We start from the raw sequence: 20,383 nt of genomic DNA on the forward strand, positions 1-20,383 counted from the left end.
AGAAGCTATGCGTCCAGCGTACAGTCGCCGGCGGCAGCGGAGATGCACGTCTGAATCCGCTCGCCCTCCGCGTGCTGTTTTCCCGAGCGTAGGTCGATTGCGTGGCCGGCGACGAGAGGCACGACACACGTCTGGCAGATGCCCATGCGGCAACCGAAGGGCATCAAGGCGCCGGACTGCTCGCCGGCTTCCAGAAGCGTCGTCGCGCCGTCGACGGTGATCGTCTTACCCGACTTCTCGAACGTGACCGTGCCGCCGTCCGCCGAGGCGTCGATGCGTGAAACCGCGAATCGCTCCATATGGAGTCGATCCTCGATGCCTTCCGCCTTCCAGACGTCTTCGAGCTCGTCGAGCAACGGAAGGGGTCCGCACGCCCAGGTGTGGCGCTCACGCCAGTCGGGGCAGACCGTGTCGAGAGAACTGAGTTTGAATTTTCCGTCGCGGCGAGTGAGCTGAACGTGACTCACGAAGTCCTCGTGCTCGGCGTGCAGTGCCGTGAGTTCGTCGGCGAACATCACGTCGGATTCCGTCGGCGCCGAGTGGATGTGCATGACGTCGGGCAATTGACCGCGCCGGTTCATCGTCCGCAACATGCCCATGACCGGAGTGATGCCACTGCCGGCGGTGATGAACAGGATCTTCTCCGGCGGCGGATCCGGCAACGCGAAGTTGCCCGAAGGCGTGGCCAGTCGAACGATGGTTCCCGACGGCACGGCCCCGCTGACGAGGTGGCTCGAGAGAAAGCCCTCTGGCATGGCCTTGACCGCGATGGAAATGCGCTTGTTCTCCCAGTTGGGAGGCGAAGTAAGTGAGTACGACCGCCAATGCCAGCGTCCGTCGATATGCAGACCGATGCCGATGTACTGCCCCGGCTGGTAGTTGAAGTCGAATCCCCAACCCGGCTTGATGACGATGGTCGCCGAATCCGTGGTCTCAGGCCGGACTTCGACGATCTGACCACGCAGCTCGCGGGCGGACCACAACGGATTTGCGAGGTGCAGATAGTCGTCGGGAAGCAATGGTGTGGTCAGCCGCGCCGCCGCACCACGAAGCAGATTGAGCTTCGACCGCGCTGCCGGAACTACCGACGCTGCCGGTGCCTCGATCCAGTCCTTCAGACCCATCAGACCTCCACCTCTCACCTTCCGAACCCACTGCCTACGGTACCGTAGGTTATCAGGTTACGGTACCGTAGGTTACTTCACGGTAAGCACATTCACAGCAGGTCGAGCAAGAACGGCAACTCCTGCGCGGCGTACCACGCCAACTCGTGGTCCTCCGCGTCGCCGAGCGTGAACTCGGCATCAGCATCGCCGAGATCCGCCGCGTCGACTATGCCAGCAGCGCGCTCGATGTCCGATTCTGCCTGTTGGAGGTCGACATGCACAGATGCAACCTGAGCCATCGTCAGAGGACCCGCCAATCGAACTACAGAATCGTCGAGATCGGGCCGCAACTTCACATCGGCATCGTCGACGTCGGCGGCAACGACAGCACGCCGGAAGGTGACGTCACCCTCGGTTCCGGCGATCAGGCGCAGCGACGCACGCGCAGCCTCACCCATGGCGACCTCGGCCAACTCGTCGTCATCGCCCGCCGCATACGACTCACGCAGAGTCGGGGTGACCGCAAAAGCCGTCCGGCTCATCGGGTCGAACTCCTGATCTGCGACCAACTTCTGCAAAATCTCGACCGTCGCCGGTACGTACACCCTCATGAGACCACCTTCATGCTCGTTCGTCACCGACTCGCATCCGTCAATTCCTCGAGTGACTCGAAGATCAGCGAACGAACGACGTCGACGTCCGACATCGCGTCACGGTCGGCATTCAAACCGTAGTAGACATTTCCGTCGTACGACGTCAGGGCGATGCTGAGTGTCTGATTCTTGAGCAGTGGCGACACCGGATACATCTCCAGCATCCGAGCCCCACCGAGGTAGAGCGGGAACTGTGGCCCTGGCGCATTGGTGATCATCAAGTTGAACATTCGCTGCGACAGACTACTGGCCGCACGGGAGCTCATCGCATGCAGCGTCGCCGGCGCAAACCCAGACATTCGCACCATCGTCTGCGCGGTGACCCGCCGACCCTGACGCGCGAATGCCTCCGTCGCATGCGCAACGTGAGAGAGCCGAACAACCGCGTTGGGTTCACCGACAGGCAGGTCGATGAGGAACGAGGAAACATGCCCCGGCGCCTGCGGATCGTCGACGTCGGGACTCTCGGGGCCGTCCGTGTACACCGACATGGGCACCATCGCCCGCACGATGGTCGCCTCGGTCACCGGCTCACCACGCGAGAGCAGCCAGTTCCGCATCGCACCTGCGATGACGGTGAGAATCACGTCATTGATCTCGCACCCGTACCGCGCGCGAATACGTCGATAGTCCTCGAGAGACGTCTTGGCCACCGCAAGGCGTCGATTGCGCGAGATGGTGGCGTTGAGCGGGCTCGACGGGGCCACCTGGGTCGCCGTTCGAACCACTTCCGCGAGTTTCCCGAGTGCACTCACAGCCTCGGTGACGGATGTGGTCACGTCGTTGAACGCTGCACGCGCCCGTGCGATCCCCTCCCCCGGGCTCGTCACGAGATCTGCCATTGCACTGACCAACAAGCTGGTATCGCTCGGCGGCCTGGCGGGCATCCACAATTCTTCGGGGCCTGGCGCTCGATTCTTCTCCGGATCGAAGATCACCTGACTGATCTCTGGAGCCGCCTCGCCGTCCACCAACGACGAATGAGACTTCGTGAAGATGGCAAATCTGTTTCTGGTCAGCCCCTCGACCAGGTACATCTCCCACAACGGCCTCGTGCTGTCGAGTGGTCTCGACGTCAGCCGCGCGATCAGATCCATCAGCTGTTCGTCGGAACCTGGTTTGGGCAGAGCCGATCGGCGTACGTGATAGGTGATGTCGAAATCCGAGTCGTCCACCCACACGGGGCGGGCCAGGCCGAACGCCACCTCACGCACTCGCTGGCGGTAACGCGGAACCGATCCGAGCCGCTCTTCGACCAGACGAAGCAATTCCTCGTGATCGATCCCGTTTCGCAGTTGCCGGAAGATCCCCAACGAGCCGACATGCATCGGCGTCGTCCCGGCTTCGAGGAAGTAGAAAGCAGCATCCTGAGTCGTCAGTCTGTTCACCATGGCTTCGTGTCCCCTCCTTCGCCGAGATCGAACAGAATCGACAACTCCTCGATGGTCGATTCGGAGCCGACGTGGTGGACCCCGACCATCCCGACCGCCACCGCCGCCCGGACGTTGATTTCGAGATCGTCCACGAAAACGAAGTCCTCCGGCTCGACGCCCAAACGACTCGCCGCCAACAGATAGATCTCGGCGTCGGGCTTCGCCATCTCGACATCACCGGACAAGATCACGTCGTCGACCAAGACCCCGTCTCCGAGATCCCGCAACCACTGAGCATTGGCACCGCCGGGATCGTTGCTGACGATTCCCGTCACGATTCCGCGGGCCTTCACCGCGCGCACGACCGCGCTCAAGCCGTCGAGATCCGATCCCGGACCGAACAGCACGCCACCGACATCCAACAGAAGTCCCCGCACGCCATCACCCTAAGTCGCGATGGTGATCACGGCGACATCTCGAGCGTTTCGTGTCATGCTTCTCACCATCGCTCGGGGGAGCGAAGTCCGAGACGACCATCTCGGACGCACGATCATCCGGGGGGGATGTCATGAAGCAGGACTGCACAATCATTCTCGAGCCGGCGCCACAATTCGAGCCTCACGCGCATACCGTCGCGCTTACGCAGCCGCAGTGCCGACCCGACCGAGCACAGTGCCGAACAGACCGAATGCTGCGGCGCCCACGAAAGTCGCCACACAACGGAACGTCGCCCAGTGCCGGTTTCACTCACGTGCTGGAACCGCAGTTGGCGGGTGCCGACATTTTCTGGAACCGATCACTTCGCCTGGTTCTCGAAACCGTCGACCGGCGACGAAATCCGCGGCAACTCAAGGGCGTATTGACGCCGTCCGTCCTGGAAGTAGTTGCGCGACTTTATACTTCGGAATTTTCGGCCCGGAAGCTGGGCGGCGCGGCCGTTCACCGCACCCACGTTCAAGCAGTGTCGAAGAGTACCGCCGAAGTCTGTGCGACGTACACACGAGGCACGCAGACATTTGCCGTCGCGGGTCGGATCGACCACACAGACGGAACAGGCTGGACGGTCACCGCACTACACGTGGTGTGACCGTCCAGCCTGCTGAGTACTAACTGCGCTGGTAGCTCAGCTGTACTGAACCTCAGCGCTTGCGCTTGGACTTCGGAGCTCGATTGCTCTTCGACTGCGTCCGTGCTGCTTCACGACGTTCGCGGCGCGAGGCGGCCCCGTCACCGGAGTCGGCGGCCGAGTCCCGCGTTGCCTTCGCCTTACCGTCCTCGTCCGGGCCGGTGTACGTCAATCGCGACGGACCTTCGTCGTCAAGTCCCTTGGCGCGCAACGCCGTCGGGGCAGCAGTTCCGGTTGTCCTGGCTGCGGCTTCCTGCGTCGGGAGCGGCTTGGGCGCCGTGGCGGACGCCGCAGCGGCCGAGCCGGCCGTGACGGAGATTCCGCTCGCGGGCTGCGCCGGAGCTGCCTCGACCTGCAGGTTGAAGAGGAATCCGACGGACTCTTCCTTCAATCCGTCGAGCATGCCGATGAACATGTCGTAACCCTCGCGCTGGTACTCGACCAGCGGATCGCGCTGGGCCATCGCACGCAGACCGATTCCCTCCTTGAGGTAATCCATCTCGTAGAGATGCTCACGCCACTTGCGGTCCAGGACCGAGAGGAAGACACGACGCTCGAGTTCACGCATACCGTTTTCGCCGGCGATCGCATCGATCTCGGCTTCGCGCTTCTTGTACGCCGCGTGGGCGTCTTCGAGCAAAGCGGTTCGCAGGTCGTCACGGCTCAGGTCACTGTTGATGCCTGCGCCGTCCTCCCCTGCCAACGTCTTGTGATCGATGCCGACCGGGTAGAGCGTCTTGAGCGCGGTCCACAGCTGCTCGAGATCCCAGTCCTCGACGTATCCCTCGGCGGTGGCACCGTCGACGTAGGCGGTGACCACGTCAGTGATCATCTGCTCGACCTGGCCCTCCATGTCCTCACCCTCGAGGATCTGGCGGCGCTCCTTGTAGATGACCGTTCGCTGCTGGTTCATGACCTCGTCGTACTTGAGGACATTCTTGCGAATTTCGAAGTTCTGCTGCTCGACCTGAGTCTGAGCGCTCTTGATGGCCTTCGAGACCATCTTGGCTTCGATCGGGACGTCGTCGGGAAGGTTGAGGCGCGTCATGATCGACTCGAGTGCCGAACCGTTGAAGCGGCGCATGAGCTCGTCACCGAGCGAAAGGTAGAACCGCGATTCGCCGGGATCACCCTGACGTCCGGAACGACCGCGCAACTGGTTGTCGATACGACGCGATTCGTGACGCTCGGTGCCCAGAACGTACAGGCCGCCTGCGTCGCGGACCTTCTCCGCGTCTGCCTTGACCTCAGCCTTGACCTCGTCCAGGACTGCGTCCCAGGCTGCTTCGTACTCGTCCGGCGTCGTGACCGGATCGAGGCCCTTCTTGCGCAGCGCGATGTCCGCGATGATGTCCGGGTTACCACCGAGAACGACGTCGGTACCGCGGCCGGCCATGTTGGTCGCGACGGTGACCGCACCGGAGCGACCGGCCTCGGCGATGATGGTCGCTTCCTTCTCGTGGAACTTCGCGTTGAGGACGTTGTGTGCAACGCCGCGCTTGGTGAACTGCTTGGACAGGTACTCCGAGCGCTCGACGCTGGTGGTACCGATCAGGACAGGCTGGCCGTTCTCGTGGCGCTCGACGACGTCGTCGACCACCGCGTCGAACTTGGCTTCCTCGGTCTTGTAGATGAGGTCGCCGTTGTCGACTCGGACCATCGGGCGGTTGGTCGGGATCGGGATCACACCGAGGGTGTAGGTCTGGTGAAGCTCGGCAGCTTCCGTCTCGGCGGTACCCGTCATGCCGGACAACTTGTCGTACAGACGGAAGTAGTTCTGCAGGGTGATGGTGGCGAGAGTCTGATTCTCCGCCTTGATCTCCACCTTCTCCTTGGCCTCGATCGCCTGGTGCATGCCCTCGTTGTAGCGGCGGCCGACCAGCACGCGGCCGGTGAACTCGTCGACGATGATGACCTCACCGTCGCGGACGATGTAGTCCTTGTCCTTGGTGTAGAGCTCCTTGGCCTTGATCGCGTTGTTCAAGTAGCTCACCAGCGGAGAATTCGCGGCTTCGTACAGGTTGTCGATACCGAGCTGGTCCTCGACCAGTTCGACGCCCGCCTCGTGCACACCGATGGTGCGCTTGCGGATGTCGACCTCGTAGTGGACGTCCTTCTTCAGCAGCGGCGCGATGCGAGCGAACTCGCTGTACCACTTGCTGGAGCCGTCGGCCGGGCCCGAGATGATGAGCGGGGTTCGGGCTTCGTCGATGAGGATCGAGTCGACCTCGTCGACGATGGCAAACGCGTGGCCACGCTGGACCAGGTCGTCCAGCGAATGCGTCATGTTGTCGCGCAGGTAGTCGAAGCCGAACTCGTTGTTGGTGCCGTACGTGATGTCGGCTGCGTAGGCGACGCGGCGCTCGGCCGGCGTCATACCCGAGAGAATCACACTGGTCTCGAGGCCGAGGGCGCGGTGAACGCGACCCATCCACTCGGAGTCACGCTTGGCGAGGTAGTCGTTGACCGTGACCACGTGGACGCCGTCGCCGGCGATCGCGTTGAGGTATGCCGGAAGAACACAGGTCAGGGTCTTGCCCTCACCGGTCTTCATCTCGGCGACGTTGCCGAAGTGCAGGGCCGCGCCGCCCATGATCTGCACGTGGAAGTGCTTCTGGTCGATCACGCGCCACGACGCCTCGCGGGCCACGGAGAATGCCTCGGGCAGCAACTCGTCGAGGGTTTCCCCGGCGGCGTAGCGCTCACGGAACTCGGTGGTCTTGGCTTTGAGTTGCTCGTCTGTCAGGCCTTCGACATCGGGCGACAGAGATTCCACATGCTCGGCGATGTGCTTGAGCCGCTTGACCATGCGACCTTCACCAACACGGAGCAGCTTCGATAGCGACAGCGACGGCACAGTCTTCTTCGTCCTCAATCTTCGGCGACAGGGGTCACACACTGAAAATCCGGCCGGGGTCCGAAAACTCCGGCCGGATTCCATGGTAGGCGCTACCGGCGGCGAGCGAGCAAACCCACCACCGATTGGGTCATGTCAGGCGGATCAATCCGTAGTCGAAAGCGTGACGACGGTAGACGACGGACGGCTTGTCCGACTCCTTGTCATGGAAGAGAAAGAAGTCGTGTCCGACCAGTTCCATCTCGTACAGAGCGTCGTCGATGGTCATCGGCTCGGCCGGGTGATCCTTCGTGCGGACCACGCGTCCCGGGCCGTCGTACTCGTCCGGCTCTTGGCCGTTCAGCGAAATGTCCGGTGTGACTCCGAGCGAGTCTGCGTCGACGAGGGAGGCGGTTGCCTCCGCGACGGACACCGGTCGCTTGTCGCCGTAATGGACCTTCTTGCGGTCCTTGGTTCGACGGAGGCGACTCTCGAGCTTGTCGATCACCGATTCGAAGGCGGCGTAGAAGCTGTCTGCGGACGCTTCGGCTCGGGCCACCGGGCCTTTACCTCGAGCGGTGATCTCGACGCGCTGGCAACTCTTGGCCTGTCGTCGGTTGCGTTCATGTTGGAGTTCCACGTCGAAGTGGAATATGGAGGGGTCGAAGTGTTCGAGTCGCGCCAGCTTTTCCGAAACGTAGATTCGGAAGTGATCGGGGATCTCGACATTTCGTCCCTTGACTACGACGTCGGATCTCGGAGCTGCGGCATTCTCGGAACGCTCGATGGTGGCGTCCTCGATGAAAAACGAGGCTTGCGAAGGGGTCGTCACTCGTACCTCCCAATTACGGCCCCGCCCCACGGTGGGCGGCGGCAAATTCTGCAAGTACCGAGAGGGGATCCGCCCGGCACCAGTATCGAAGTACCACCTCCTACCAGTATTTTCGGGTGTGCCGCCGACGCTAGTACGTAACGCGCGCGAGTGCCACTGTTCCAACGAAATTCATCTAAGCCCCTGCAAGAACAAGCACGAGAGTTGTCCGAATCCCACTGAGCGCGAGAGCCCGAACCGACTCTGCCGCAGTTGCTCCCGTGGTCAGGACGTCGTCGAGCAGGACGATGTCGCCGTCCCCGACAATCGAAGAGACTGCAGTGGTGTCGAGAGACACATGACCGTTCACATTGGTCACCCGGTCGGCCGCGGACAGTCCGACCGAGTCACGTACGCCTCGCGTCATCCGGAGAATCGGACAGACACGTACCGGACGCCCCTCGACAGAACCAACTTCTCGCTTTTCGCGCACACTCTCGGCTATCCGGCGAACCGGATCACCCCCGCGAGATCGCGCCGCTCGGGCGCGTGTGGGAGCCGGCACCAGCATGATCGGCGTACGACCCCCGCCGCCGACCTCGCCCCACCGTTCCAGAGTGCCCAATGCGCCGGCCACAGCGATCCCCAGAGGCGTCGCGAGGTCTCGACGACCCCGTTCCTTCATCTCGATCACACTGCGCCGCCTCGGGCCGTCGTAGCGGCCGAGTGCCCAGACCGGCACGCCCGGGTCTACGCGCGGACTCAGTTGAACCGGATGGTCACGCAGCAGTTTCGCGCACTCACCGCACCACAGCGTCCCCGTGCGGCCACACCCACCACACTCGCGTGGCAACAGCAGATCGAGCAATCCGGCACCGAATTTCTTGTCCCCCATGGCCGAATCATGAATCAGAGCACCGACATGCATCAGAGCACAGACATGCACCAGAGCACAGAGACGTCAGCCCGGTAGAACCGGAATCGCCTTCTGTCCGGTCAGCACAGTCACTTCACGCCAGCGTCGATCCCCGGCGGGGTCGTTGTTGTTCAGTTGGAACACCGCACGCGCGTCGGCGACGTACTCGGTGGTCGGCGACGCATCCACGGAGGTGACGGGAGCGGTCAGGTTTCCACTCGGCAGCGCGTCCATTCGTGAACCGTCTATGGCGACCTGGACGACCGGTATGTCGGCTCCACTGCGCGCGATCACGATGGTGTCGCTGTTGCTCCAGTCGAGTGAGAGCGCGGTACTGCCCAAGCCGGACGCCACCGCACGCGGACTCGTCAGGGCGTAGACCCCGCTGGGTGTGCGCACGACCACGGCCAGGTAGACCTTGCCGTCGATGATCATCGCGGCTCGCACGCCGTCGCGGGATAAACGTAATTCCGAGATCGTGGAACCGACCGACGTCAACGCCCCGACATCGACGTTGGTGACCGACACCCGACCGGTTCCTGGTTCGCGGACGACCCGAACGACGGTATTGCCGTTCACCGCCGCCCAGACCGCGTTGTTGTCCAGCTCCCACGAGGGTCGGGTGATGGCGCTGCCTTCGAGCACCGGAGCGGAACCATCGCCGTATGTACCGAGCGACAAGTCGAACCGGGTGGCTGGATCCGGCCGAGCCGTGTCTGCGACGGCTGCGACCAACTTGCCGTCCCGCGAGAGAGCAGCCGCCGTGAGGTTGCCCGCATTGCCCGCGAATCCGGGCACCGGAGTCGCCTCCTGCTCGCTGACGCTCACCAGTGAACCGTTGCGCAGTGCGTGCAGTCCGACGGTCGCACTCGTGGTGGCCAGCGGGTTGGTGGACGCGACGTCGGCGGTGGTCCAGCCTTCCGCATGAGCCGCGTCCAGCGGTTCGCCGTCGATCTCCAGAACGTACGGCCCCGCGACATCGGCATTGGCGAGCGTCCAGATGACTTGCGCTGCAAACAAACCGCGCGTCGCAGCATCCATCGGGTTGTCCAGACGGAAGTTGATGCGCACACCGCCGAGACCGACCCCGACCTGTCCCGGCTTCCCGTCGGCCTTGGTGATCGGACCGATCACCGACACGCCATTGCCGAGTTCGTTTCGTACAGCCGGCGCCAGCGCTGCCTTCGGTCCGTCGATCATCAGGCCGATCAGCTGAGCTGCCACCTGGTCCTGTCCGCCGGAGATCCAGCGAAGGTCGGGGACGACTGTCTGGCTGGTCGGGTCGAGGAAGAACAACGACTTCCGCTGATATGCGCCGAGGAACTGCGGGCGCTCCATGATCACACCGGGTGGCAGATCGCTGATACGCCATTCGCCATCGGTCAACGTCAGCGTCATCTTCGCTTCGAAGCTGCCCTCTTCGGGGACGTACAGCCCGCCGGGGTCGAGGCGACCGACCTTGTTCACACGAATCGTGTACACCGCTTCGGAACTGGTTCGCGACGCCGACAGGGTGTCGATCTTGTCGACGATGACGGCACTGGCCGCGTCGTCCCAGCGCGCCGAGGCGTCTTTGGTGAGGTACTGACGGGCTGCAGCATGCCGGTTGGACGGATCGGTACTCGCCTTGACGAAGTCACGTACCAGCAAGTCCGGCTCTCGCCCCGATGCCGGTGATTCGACGGAGGTTCCGGGCACGGCTGTTGCCAGAGTTCCGATTGCCTGCGGCGAGGAGGATTCCGGCAGACTCGCGCACGCGCCGGTCAGCAACAGCACGCTGAGCGTTGTTGCGAGAAGTGCCAGACGGCGGCGGGTTCCGATCATGATCGATCCCCACCGTTGGACTCGTTCCGCGAGTCCGATTCGCGCGGAGTCGGCAGGGACGACGTGACCTCGCCGACGGTATCGGCGACGATATCGGCTTCGCTCGGGGTGCGGACGAACTTTGTGGTCGTCGGCTTGAGAGGCAGTGGGCTCGACACGACTTTCTTGCCACGGGTGCGCGAGAGCGTCAGCCGGAAGCATGCGCCGACTCCCGGTTCGCCCCAGGCCTCGAGCTTGCCGTCGTGCAGATTCGCGTCCTCGACGCTGATCGCGAGGCCGAGTCCGGTGCCGCCACTGCGGCGCACGCGGGACGGGTCCGAGCGCCAGAACCGGTTGAAGACCAACTTCTCCTCGCCCGGACGCAACCCGACGCCACTGTCGCGGACGATGAAGGCGAGGGCATTGTCGTCGGCGCGAAGGCGAAGCAGAATCGGCTTCCCCTCACCGTGGTCGATGGCGTTGGCCAGGAGATTTCGCAGGATGCGTTCGACGCGGCGCGGATCGACATCTGCCATGACGGGCTCGTCCGGCATGTCCACGATCAGTTCGGTGCCGGATTCGCGGGCGAGATGGCGAACTGTGGAAACGGCCGCTCGCGCACACATACGCACGTCGAGTTGTTCGGATGCGAGTTCCGCGACACCGGCGTCGTGGCGGGAGATCTCGAGGAGGTCCGCCAGAAGCCCCTCGAACCTGTCCAGCTCGGCGACAAGCAGTTCCGACGACCGACGCAGCATCGGGTCGAGGTTCTCGCTGCCGTCGTAGATCAGGTCGGCGGCCATTCGGACCGTGGTCAGAGGTGTGCGGAGTTCATGGCTGACATCGGAGGTGAAGCGTTTCTGGAGACTACCGAACTCCTCCAACTGGGTGATCTGTTTGGACAGACTCTCGGCCATCTCGTTGAAGGACATGGCCAAACGCGCCATGTCGTCCTCGCCGCGGACCGGCATTCGTTCCTTGAGTCGGCCGTCTGCGAAACGCACCGCGATTCGTGAGGCCGATCGGATGGGAAGCACGACCTGCCTGGCAACCAACAGCGAAATCGCAGCCAGGAGCACCAGCAACACGGCTCCACCGATCAGCAGGGTGCTTCGAACAAGCGACAGACTCCGGTCTTCGCTTGCGAGCGGGAAGATCAGGTACAGCTCGAGTCCCGATATCGACGACGCGGTGGGGCTACCGATGATCAGCGCGGGACCGGAGTAACCGTTCGGGTTGGACACCGTCGCGAATTGGTAGCTGATCTGGCCGCGTTTGACGAACTCGCGCAGGTTGTCGGGGATTTGATCGACCGGTCCCGAACTCGTCGGCTGGCGCGGCCCGTCCCCGGGCACGATGAGCACCGGATCGAAGGTGCCGGCCGACCCGGAGGCCTGGCCCGAGGTCTGGTTTCGACGGCTCGTCAGTCCGGATGCAGCGCTTTCCAATTGAACGTTGAGCGCCGTCGAATCGTCGACACCCGCGAGTTGGTCTTCGACGATGCCGCGGGCACGTTCCATTTCTTCGGTCGCCGCGGTGATCTTCGTTTCCAACAGTCGATCGGTGATCTGGCTGGTCAGCACGACACCGAGAATGACGATGACGATCAAGGACAGCGTCAAAGTCGAGACGACCACTCGCAACTGGAGCGAGCGTCGCCACGTGTGCGCGAGGGTGTTGCTCATCGAGTGACACCACCGCAGAAATGGCGTCAGCCGTCGATTGAGACGACGACGCCACCTGGAAACTCCGCTCACGGCGGTCCGGCCTTGTAGCCGACCCCCCTGACCGTCAGAACCACTTCGGGATTCTCGGGATCAGTTTCGACCTTGGCGCGCAAACGCTGAACGTGCACGTTCACCAGACGGGTGTCGGCGGCGTGGCGGTATCCCCACACCTGCTCGAGGAGGACTTCACGGGTGAACACCTGGCGCGGTTTGCGCGCCAATGCGACCAGCAGGTCGAATTCGAGTGGTGTGAGCGAGATCTGCTCGCTGCCGCGGCTGACCTTGTGCGCCGGAACGTCGATCACGATGTCGGCGATGCTCAGCAGCTCGGCCGGTTCCTCTTCGGTGCGGCGCAGGCGAGCGCGAACTCGCGCCACCAACTCCTTCGGCTTGAACGGCTTCATGATGTAGTCGTCCGCACCGGATTCGAGGCCGAGCACGACGTCGACTGTGTCGGTCTTGGCCGTCAACATCACGATGGGCACACCGGAATCCGCACGCAGAACCCGGCATACGTCGATCCCGTTCATTCCGGGAAGCATGAGATCGAGCAGGACGAGATCGGGGCGCGTCTCACGCACTGCCGCGAGCGCCAGGGTTCCGTCGCCTACCACGTAGGGATCAAAACCCTCACCACGCAGCACGATCGTGAGCATCTCGGCGAGTGCCGTGTCGTCGTCGACAACCAGAATCCTTGGTTTCATATCCCTATCGTTGCATCTCGGAGCGATGAATCAGACCGTTACGAGGCCGTGCGGCGTGCCGCGTCTTTCCCTCTACTGTGCCGGAAAGTTCGAATCCCGGCTGCCAGGGTGACCGATCACGCGAAATCCGCGAGCCTGCGTGCCAGATCTGCCGGGTCCGTCTCCGGCCCCACGATCCACCAGGGTGAGGCCCAGTTCGTCGCTGCCAACTGCTTGTAGAGCTCACCGGTTCTGGCCTGCAGACCGCCGTCGCGCTCGTAGGCGTCGAGCTGACGCGACGCGTCCTGGGCCTCACGGGAGCGGGCGCGCTGCTCGGCCAGGGCTACCGGCACGTCGAGGTACAGCTGCAGATCGGGAGCGGGGAGAGCGAGTCGACCCAACTCCAATTCACGGATCCAGGCGACCATCTCGCCGTCCACGCCCTGATGCACGCGCGCCGCGTTGTAGGCAGCGTTGGAGGCAACGTAGCGGTCGAGGAGAACAATGTCGTTGGCGGACAACAGTTCCGAGATCCGATCCGCAGCACCGGCGCGGTCCAAGGCGAACAGGACTGCCATCGCGTTCACGGATTCAGCCAGGTCTCCGTGTGATCCTTTGAGCGCCTCGGCAGCAAGATCCGCGTGGATCGACTTTCCGTACCGCGGAAAATCCAGAGTCGCGATCGACGTGCCGCCGCGGCGGAGTTCGGTCTCCACTTTGCCGATCAACGTTCGCTTTCCAGCTCCGTCGAGGCCTTCCAATGCCACCAGTGTTCCCACGGCGGACAAGCCTATCCCCCGGCCTGCTTGCGCAGACCGGGGGACGGCGGGCACTACATTCTCAGCGACGAATCGCCGGGTCAGTAGCGGTAGTGCTCCGGCTTGTACGGGCCTTCGACGTCGACGCCGATGTACTCAGCCTGATCTTTCGTGAGCTTGGTCAGCGTGCCACCGAGTGCCTCGACGTGGATCTTGGCGACCTTCTCGTCGAGGTGCTTCGGGAGGCGGTAGACCTCGTTGTCGTACTCGTCCGGCTTCGTCCACAGTTCGATCTGTGCGATGACCTGGTTGGAGAAGCTGTTGCTCATCACGAACGACGGGTGGCCCGTCGCGTTGCCGAGGTTGAGCAGGCGGCCTTCGGACAGCACGATGATCGAGTGGCCGTCGGCGAAGGTGAACTCGTCGACCTGCGGCTTGATGTTGATCCGCGTGACGTCGCCGGACTTCTCGAGGCCTGCCATGTCGATCTCGTTGTCGAAGTGACCGATGTTGCCCAGGATGGCCTGGTGCTTCATGGCCTTCATGTGCTCGAACGTGATGATGTCCTTGTTACCGGTGGACGTGATCACGATGTCGGCCCAGCCGATGGCCTGCTCGACTGTCTTGACCTCGAAGCCGTCCATGAGCGCCTGAAGGGCGTTGATGGGGTCGACCTCGGTGACCGCGACGCGAGCGCCCTGGCCACGAAGTGCCTCGGCACAACCCTTGCCGACGTCTCCGTAACCACAGACCAGCGCAGCCTTGCCGCCGATCAGAACGTCGGTGCCGCGGTTGATGCCGTCGAGCAGCGAGTGGCGTGTGCCGTACTTGTTGTCGAACTTGCTCTTGGTGACCGAGTCGTTGACGTTGATCGCGGGGAACGTGAGTTCGCCGGCAGCGGCAACCTGGTACAGACGCAGAACGCCCGTGGTGGTCTCCTCGGTGACACCCTGGACGGACTCGGCGATCGCAGTCCACTTGCCCTTGTCAGCGGCGAGCGACTGACGCAGAAGCGCAAGGAAGACCTTGTACTCGTCGGAATCCTGGTCGTCGTCCGTCGGCGGCACGACGCCGGCCTTCTCGAACTGTGCGCCCTTGAGCACCAGCATGGTGGCGTCGCCGCCATCGTCGAGAATCATGTTGGCGGGCTCGCCCGGCCAGGTCAGCATCTGCTCCGCTGCCCACCAGTACTCTTCGAGGGTTTCACCCTTCCAGGCGAAAACCGGAACGCCCTTGGGCTCTTCCGGGGTGCCGTGCGGACCGACGACGATGGCGGCGGCAGCATGATCCTGCGTGGAGAAGATGTTGCACGAAGCCCAGCGGACCTCGGCGCCGAGCGCCGTCAGCGTCTCGATCAGAACCGCGGTCTGAATGGTCATGTGCAGCGAGCCGGAAACGCGAGCGCCCTTGAGCGGCAACACCTCTGCGTATTCGCGACGAAGCGCCATGAGGCCGGGCATCTCGTGCTCTGCCAGACGGATTTCCTTGCGACCGAACTCCGCGAGCGAAAGATCTGCAACTTTGAAGTCGATGCCGTTACGGCTCTCGGCCACGGGCGTTGTTGAAACTGAGGTCGTCATCTGCCTCTCCTGGTTGACGTGCAAACTATGCACAAGCCTATCGGTGTACCAGGCTATCGGTTAGACGCCCTCTCCCGCCCGCCCCTCTACTGCGCGACCCTCTCGCGCCACGTCGATGAATGGCCCGAGCAATGTGCCCAGATCCTCCGCCACCGAAACCTCGGACTCCGGCGGCATCGAAATGTAGCTGAGCCCGAGACGCGCAATCGCCCTGGCCAGAATCCCGGCATCGGCGGGTGACGCCTGAATCCACCCTCGCTGGAAGCTCTCCGCAAGCCGCGACGACGCGCGTTCGATGATGACCGCGCTGTCAGTGGTGATCAGGCGAAGAAGGTCCGGCTTGGCCTCACCGGTGAGCAGAGAGATCACCAACGGGTCGGTTGCGCTGGAGGCGAAAAACGATCCGAAGCCCGCCGTCAGTGCCTCGACTGCACGTCCGTCGTTCGCCACCATGGCCTCGTCCACCGCATCGACGAATCCGTCGGCAAGGCGAAGCGCGTATGCCTCGGCAAGCCCTTGCCTCGAACCGAACTCGTTGTAGAGCGTCTGACGACTCACACCGGCATGCTTGGCCAGAACTGTCAGCGTCACCTCGGACCAGTCACGCTCGGTCAACAACTCACGCATCGAATCGAGCACCGACGTACGCAGCAGCAGGCGCGACGCTTCTTTCTGCGGCAGACGAGTTGGCGTCGAAGTCATGGTGACGACACTACCGCCGCGCTCAGGTCCGTTCGACGCCGACGCAACTCACCGCCGCTCGACCTCCACCATGAAGAAGTCGCTCTTCGCCGCGCCGCAGTCCGGGCAACTCCAGTCTTCGGGAATGTCGTCCCAGCGAGTTCCCGGTTCGATACCGTCCTCCGGCCAGCCGACTGCCTCGTCGTACTCGAAGCCGCATTGCGCGCACTGATACAGCTTGTAGTCGTTCATGATTCACTCCCTGCCGTTGCCGGCATCGGCTCGAAGTCCAGCTTTTCCCTCACGCCGCAGTCCGGACAGCACCAGTCGTCCGGCACGGCATCCCACGGCGTGCCCGCCGGAAACCCTTCTCGTGGTGCACCCTTCGATTCGTCGTAGACGTATTCACACACCGGGCATCGATAGCTGCTCATCACGCTGCTCCGTACCGAGCAAGGATGCGATCACGCTTGGACGGCTGAACGTTGACGCGGGTGATGTCGCCGCCGCAGTGCGCAAGGACCTTGGGATCCATTACTTTTCGCCACAGCGGCGGAACGTAGGCGAGCATGATCATGCTCGCGTATCCACTGGGCAGGTTGGGTGCACCGTCCATGCTTCGAAGCGTCTGATAACGACGTGTCGGGTTCGCATGATGGTCACTGTGACGCTGGAGGTGATACAGGAAGATGTTGGTGCAGATGTGATCGCTGTTCCAACTGTGCTCCGGTGCGGCGCGCTCGTACCGCCCACTGTCCAGACGGCGACGCTTCAGTCCGTAATGTTCGAGGTAGTTGACGGTTTCGAGCAGGCAGAATCCGAAGACGGCCTGCAGCACCAGGAACGGCAGCACCGAGAGCCCGAAAACGGCGACGAGGACACCGAAGAGTACGACGGACATCAACCACGAATGCAGGACGTCGTTGCGAATTGTCCACGGCTTCTTACCCAGTCGATCGAGCCTGGCTTTCTCCAGGGACCACGACGAGCGCAGAGATCCCCACACACTGCGCGGCAGGAAGGTCCAGAAGCTCTCGCCGAAGCGAGAAGACGCCGGATCCTCGGGCGTGGCGACCCGCACGTGGTGTCCACGATTGTGCTCGATGTAGAAGTGGCCGTAAAACGACTGCGCCAGAGTGATCTTCGACAACCAGCGCTCGAGATCGTCCTTCTTGTGACCTAGTTCGTGTGCGGTGTTGATCCCGATTCCTGCGACGCAACCGATACTGATCGCCAGACCGATCTTGGAGATCAGCCCCAGTCCCCCGTCGATTCCGAGCCAGGACAGGTCGGTCGCCGACCAGAGATAGCAGGCCAGGACCAGGCTGGCCAATTGGAACGGTATGTAGATGTAGGTGCAGTACCGGTAGTACTTGTCGTTCTCGAGGCGCTCCATCACCTCGTCCGGCGGATTCTCGCCGTCCGGACCGAAGAAGATGTCGAGGATCGGGAGCAGGATGTAGACGAGCAACGGCCCGATCCACCACCACACCGGCGAGACCGCGTTCCACCCGAGACTGTTGAACAACGCGACCAATCCGACGGCAATGAAGACCGCCGTCGGCGGCACCAGGCCGAGCAGCCAAAGATATCTCTTCTTGTCACGCCACTGCTCGGGCGGGAGTGTCTGCCCGGACTGCGAGTTCACGTGCGTCGACACGGTCTACCTCCTCGATTCGAACCGACTCGACAACTGTGAGTCAGTTCACCCTGAGATAGACAGTACTACGCTATTTGTACAAGTGATAGACAAATCATAATCTTTGTACATTTACTCGATTTCGCCGCGTTCACGCTTCCCGATCAACGAATGCTGCCTGCTGTAGGCGAAGTAGATGACAACACCGAGGGCCATCCAGACCACGAACCTCATCCAGGTCTCCACCGACAGGTTGAACATCAACCAGAGACACGCGAGGACAGCCAGGATCGGGATCAGCGGGACCAGTGGCACCCTGAACCCGCGGGGTAGGTCCGGCCGCGTCCGACGAAGCACGAGAACCCCCAACGACACGAGAACAAACGCGAACAACGTGCCGATATTGACCATTTCCTCGAGGGTGCCGATCGGGAACACTCCGGCGAGCACCGCGACCACAACGCCGACCAAGATCGTGATCCGCACGGGAGTTCCGTGCTTGCCGGTCGGCGCCAGGCGTCGCGGCATCAGACCGTCGCGTGCCATCGCGAAGAGCACCCTGGTCTGCCCGAGCATCAGCACCATCACCACGGTCGTGAGACCGGCCAACGCGCCGAACGAGATGACGTTTTTCGCCCACGTGATGTCGTGGAAGGCGAATGCCGTTGCCAGGTTGGAAGTATCGCCCTCGAGTTCGGTGTACTTCACCATCCCGGTCAACACGAGTGTCACTGCCACGTACAGAACCGTGACGATCAAGAGCGAGCCCAGGATGCCGCGTGGCAACGCCTTCTGCGGCTCCTTCGCCTCCTCCGCAGTCGTGGCGACGACGTCGAAGCCGATGAACGCGAAGAACACCAGACTGGCTGCCGCGAGCAATCCGTACCACCCGAATGTGCTGCCACCGGCCCCGGTCACGTACGAGAACAACGACTGGTGGATGCCCTCTCCCGTCGAGCCCGGCTCCGACGGCGGAATGTACGGCGAGTAGTTGTCGGTGTCGATGTAGAACAGACCGACGATGATCACCAGCAACACCACCGCGACCTTGATCGCCGTGATCACCAGTGACACCCTCGAAGAGAGTTTTGTGCCGGTCGCGAGCAGGATCGTGATGACGGCGATCACCAGCACCGCACCCCAGTCGAACGAGATCGGCCCCAACTCGACGATCGGGCTGCGTGAACCCATCACTTCGCCGAGGTACAGCGACCAGCCTTTTGCCACCACCGAAGACGCCAAAGCGAATTCGAGGATGAGATCCCAGCCGATGATCCAGGCGACGAATTCACCGAACGTCGCGTACGAGAACGTGTACGCGCTACCGGCGACCGGGACCGTCGACGCGAACTCGGCGTAACACAGCGCTGCCAGTCCGCAGGCGATTGCCGCGATGACAAAAGCCAGGGAAACCGACGGCCCGGCGACGTTTCCCGCCGTCCGAGCCGTGAGTGTGAAGATGCCCGCACCGATGACCACTGCGACACCGAACACCGTGAGATCCCAGGAGTTCAGCTCTTTCCGGAGTTTGGTTTCCGGCTCGTCGGTGTCCTTGATGGACTGCTCGATCGATTTGGTTCGAAACAGCTTCGACCGTCCAGATCCGGCCTGCTCGTCCTTGACAGCCATTGCCGCCTCCTTGCTGGGGACCAGCAGGTCCCACCATGGGCAAGTAGAGAGATGGCATCAGCCTAAGCCCGCAGGCGTGGCTTTGTTCAGGGTTTGTCGGGAGCCTGCAGATCTGTTTCAGGACGATCTCCTGCGCTGAGACGATCCAGGTCCGGCTCGAGGTAGATCACCCGCGCCGCAGGCACTGCCGCGCGCACGCGAGACTCGGCCTCGTCGATCGCCGTCGCCACATCCGAGATCGTCGATCCGACCGGCACCGCAACCTTGGCAGCAACAAGGATCTCCTCGGGACCGAGGTACTGCGTCTTGCAATGAATGACGCGTTCGATACGAGTTCCGTCGACCAGTGCGTTGAGGATCAGTTCGGTCTCCACCGCCGTTGCGCCCTCACCGATCAGCAGCGACTGCATTTCGATGATCAGAATGACCGCGATGATGCCGAGCAGGACACCGATGCACAGAGTTCCGATGCCGTCGAAGACCGGATTTCCGGTCACCATCGTGAGGCCGACGCCGCCGAGCGCAAGGACGAGACCGATCAATGCGCCGGTGTCCTCGAGCAGCACAACCGGGAGTTCCGGGCTACGAGAGGTTCGGATGAAGTTCCACCACGACGCACTTCCCTTGAGCGGTCGTGATTCCTTCGCTGCGGTCCGGAAGCTGTAGCCCTCCAGGCAGATCGCGATGAACAGGATCGCGATTGCCACGAAAGCCGAATTGAGTTCTTCCGGATGCTGAATCTTGTGAATACCTTCGTAGATCGCGAACAGCGAACCGAGGGTGAAGAGCACCAGTGCAACGACGAACGAATAGAAGTACCGGTTGCGCCCGTAACCGAACGGGTGCAGTTGATCTGCCTCACGTTCTGCCTTCTTCTGCCCCAAGAGCAGCAACCCCTGATTGGACGTGTCGGCCACCGAGTGCACCGATTCGGCGAGCATCGACGACGATCCGGTGATCAAGAATCCGGCGAACTTGGCTACGGCAATTCCGGCATTGGCTCCGAGGGCCGCCAGAATCGCCTTCTTGCCACCATGAGCCGACACAATGTCTCCTCGCTAT

General features: G+C 62.7%; 19 protein-coding genes. 1 reads left to right on the forward strand and 18 read right to left on the reverse strand.

What is annotated here, in order from left to right:
- Window positions 1-5: 5 nt before the first annotated feature.
- The 4 genes from AC1DVN_RS24790 to AC1DVN_RS24805 form a co-directional block, all read right to left on the reverse strand.
- Window positions 6-1,124 (reverse strand): ferredoxin reductase, encoded by a 1,119-nt coding sequence (locus AC1DVN_RS24790; RefSeq protein WP_003940928.1) that lies wholly within the window; start codon window positions 1,122-1,124, stop codon window positions 6-8.
- Window positions 1,125-1,216: 92 nt separating this feature from the next.
- Window positions 1,217-1,717, reverse strand: coding sequence for a DUF6912 family protein (locus AC1DVN_RS24795; protein ID WP_031330962.1), 501 nt, complete (start codon window positions 1,715-1,717; stop codon window positions 1,217-1,219).
- Window positions 1,718-1,740: 23 nt separating this feature from the next.
- The gene (locus tag AC1DVN_RS24800; protein WP_003940935.1) at window positions 1,741-3,150 is read right to left on the reverse strand and encodes a WS/DGAT/MGAT family O-acyltransferase; all 1,410 of its coding nucleotides are present in this window, start codon (window positions 3,148-3,150) and stop codon (window positions 1,741-1,743) included.
- Window positions 3,144-3,569, reverse strand: coding sequence for an HAD-IA family hydrolase (locus AC1DVN_RS24805; protein WP_020969221.1), 426 nt, complete (start codon window positions 3,567-3,569; stop codon window positions 3,144-3,146). Before AC1DVN_RS24805 ends, AC1DVN_RS24800 begins: the two co-directional genes overlap by 7 nt.
- A gap of 314 nt (window positions 3,570-3,883) precedes the next feature.
- On the opposite strand from AC1DVN_RS24805, the gene AC1DVN_RS24810 reads away from it, so the two are divergent.
- Window positions 3,884-4,219: an Rv3235 family protein gene (locus AC1DVN_RS24810; RefSeq protein WP_243617116.1), complete on the forward strand. Its 336-nt coding sequence runs from the start codon at window positions 3,884-3,886 to the stop codon at window positions 4,217-4,219.
- A gap of 52 nt (window positions 4,220-4,271) precedes the next feature.
- Here AC1DVN_RS24810 and secA read toward each other — a convergent pair whose 3' ends face one another.
- The 14 genes from secA to AC1DVN_RS24880 form a co-directional block, all read right to left on the reverse strand.
- Complete coding sequence (gene secA, locus AC1DVN_RS24815; protein WP_019747784.1) at window positions 4,272-7,115, reverse strand: preprotein translocase subunit SecA; 2,844 nt, start codon at window positions 7,113-7,115, stop codon at window positions 4,272-4,274.
- A gap of 130 nt (window positions 7,116-7,245) precedes the next feature.
- Window positions 7,246-7,926: a ribosome hibernation-promoting factor, HPF/YfiA family gene (gene hpf / locus AC1DVN_RS24820; protein ID WP_003940893.1), complete on the reverse strand. Its 681-nt coding sequence runs from the start codon at window positions 7,924-7,926 to the stop codon at window positions 7,246-7,248.
- 175 nt (window positions 7,927-8,101) lie between these two features.
- Window positions 8,102-8,833 carry a ComF family protein gene (locus AC1DVN_RS24825; protein WP_021332565.1) on the reverse strand — a complete coding sequence of 244 codons (732 nt, stop codon included), beginning with the start codon at window positions 8,831-8,833 and terminating at the stop codon, window positions 8,102-8,104.
- Window positions 8,834-8,866: 33 nt separating this feature from the next.
- On the reverse strand, window positions 8,867-10,645 hold the full coding sequence (gene lpqB / locus AC1DVN_RS24830; protein ID WP_020907106.1) for an MtrAB system accessory lipoprotein LpqB: 1,779 nt from the start codon (window positions 10,643-10,645) through the stop codon (window positions 8,867-8,869).
- On the reverse strand, window positions 10,642-12,381 hold the full coding sequence (gene mtrB / locus AC1DVN_RS24835; protein WP_477994309.1) for an MtrAB system histidine kinase MtrB: 1,740 nt from the start codon (window positions 12,379-12,381) through the stop codon (window positions 10,642-10,644). The genes lpqB and mtrB overlap by 4 nt, the downstream gene beginning before the upstream one ends.
- Complete coding sequence (gene mtrA, locus AC1DVN_RS24840) at window positions 12,378-13,055, reverse strand: MtrAB system response regulator MtrA (RefSeq protein WP_003941013.1); 678 nt, start codon at window positions 13,053-13,055, stop codon at window positions 12,378-12,380. The genes mtrB and mtrA overlap by 4 nt, the downstream gene beginning before the upstream one ends.
- A gap of 116 nt (window positions 13,056-13,171) precedes the next feature.
- Window positions 13,172-13,813 carry a dTMP kinase gene (locus tag AC1DVN_RS24845; RefSeq protein ID WP_020907105.1) on the reverse strand — a complete coding sequence of 214 codons (642 nt, stop codon included), beginning with the start codon at window positions 13,811-13,813 and terminating at the stop codon, window positions 13,172-13,174.
- Between the two features lie 80 nt (window positions 13,814-13,893).
- The gene (ahcY, locus tag AC1DVN_RS24850) at window positions 13,894-15,372 is read right to left on the reverse strand and encodes an adenosylhomocysteinase (protein WP_021332564.1); all 1,479 of its coding nucleotides are present in this window, start codon (window positions 15,370-15,372) and stop codon (window positions 13,894-13,896) included.
- A gap of 60 nt (window positions 15,373-15,432) precedes the next feature.
- The gene (locus AC1DVN_RS24855; RefSeq protein WP_021332563.1) at window positions 15,433-16,074 is read right to left on the reverse strand and encodes a TetR/AcrR family transcriptional regulator; all 642 of its coding nucleotides are present in this window, start codon (window positions 16,072-16,074) and stop codon (window positions 15,433-15,435) included.
- 48 nt (window positions 16,075-16,122) lie between these two features.
- Window positions 16,123-16,305, reverse strand: a complete 183-nt coding sequence (locus tag AC1DVN_RS24860) for a rubredoxin (protein WP_003940894.1) — start codon at window positions 16,303-16,305, stop codon at window positions 16,123-16,125.
- Window positions 16,302-16,487 carry a rubredoxin gene (locus AC1DVN_RS24865; RefSeq protein WP_003940827.1) on the reverse strand — a complete coding sequence of 62 codons (186 nt, stop codon included), beginning with the start codon at window positions 16,485-16,487 and terminating at the stop codon, window positions 16,302-16,304. The genes AC1DVN_RS24860 and AC1DVN_RS24865 overlap by 4 nt, the downstream gene beginning before the upstream one ends.
- A complete protein-coding gene (locus tag AC1DVN_RS24870; RefSeq protein WP_477994310.1) occupies window positions 16,487-17,713 on the reverse strand; it encodes an alkane 1-monooxygenase in 1,227 nt (408 codons plus the stop codon). The genes AC1DVN_RS24865 and AC1DVN_RS24870 overlap by 1 nt, the downstream gene beginning before the upstream one ends.
- Window positions 17,714-17,824: 111 nt before the next feature.
- Window positions 17,825-19,321, reverse strand: a complete 1,497-nt coding sequence (locus AC1DVN_RS24875; RefSeq protein WP_019747776.1) for an amino acid permease — start codon at window positions 19,319-19,321, stop codon at window positions 17,825-17,827.
- Between the two features lie 86 nt (window positions 19,322-19,407).
- Entirely contained in the window at window positions 19,408-20,367 is a 960-nt protein-coding gene (locus AC1DVN_RS24880; RefSeq protein WP_021332561.1) for a cation diffusion facilitator family transporter, read from the reverse strand.
- Window positions 20,368-20,383 lie beyond the last annotated feature (16 nt).

It is taken from the genome of Rhodococcus sp. P4_E4 (assembly GCF_056401575.1).